1 pseudogene is annotated in these 534 nt (G+C 67.4%); it reads left to right on the forward strand.

Annotated elements, in window-relative coordinates:
- Positions 1 to 100: 100 nt before the first annotated feature.
- Positions 101 to 534 (forward strand): annotated as a pseudogene (locus tag OP496_RS18325) (hypothetical protein); the annotation flags it as partial.

Consider the following 534-nt stretch of genomic DNA (forward strand, 5'->3'; position numbering starts at 1 on the left):
GCCTGAGCGTCGACTTCAGCGACCAGACGCCGCTGACGCCCGAAGCGATCGACGCCCTACCCGACGCCGATACCCGCTGACCGGATCGCCAGGACTTCTCATGTCGCCTCTGCCCACCGCCACGCGCGCGCCCCGTTATCTCGCCTGGGCCTGGCTAGCCGCCCATCTGCTGTGTCTGGTGGCACTCGGCTGGCTGCTGCGCGACGGCCTGCCTGCAGACACCCGGCTGACCGCCATGCTGCCGGAGGATCGTCAGGCCCCGCTGGTGGAACGTGCCAGTGCCAAGCTGGGCACGAGTTTCGAGGACCGCTTCGTACTGCTGGTGCATGCCGACGATCTATCGAGCGTCACGCCCGCGCTGGCCGAGGTGCTCACCGAGCTCACTGGGAACGATGGCGCTGCGTCGGTGATCGACACCCTGACCTGGCGCGACACCGATCTACTCGACGACGATCCTCAGGCGGCACTCGATGCCTATCGCTATCGCCTGCTGACCCCCGAGATACGCCAGGCCATCGATGCCGACGGCGGTAA

The sequence above is a fragment of the Chromohalobacter sp. 48-RD10 genome (genome assembly GCF_029889785.1).
Lineage (GTDB): Bacteria > Pseudomonadota > Gammaproteobacteria > Pseudomonadales > Halomonadaceae > Chromohalobacter.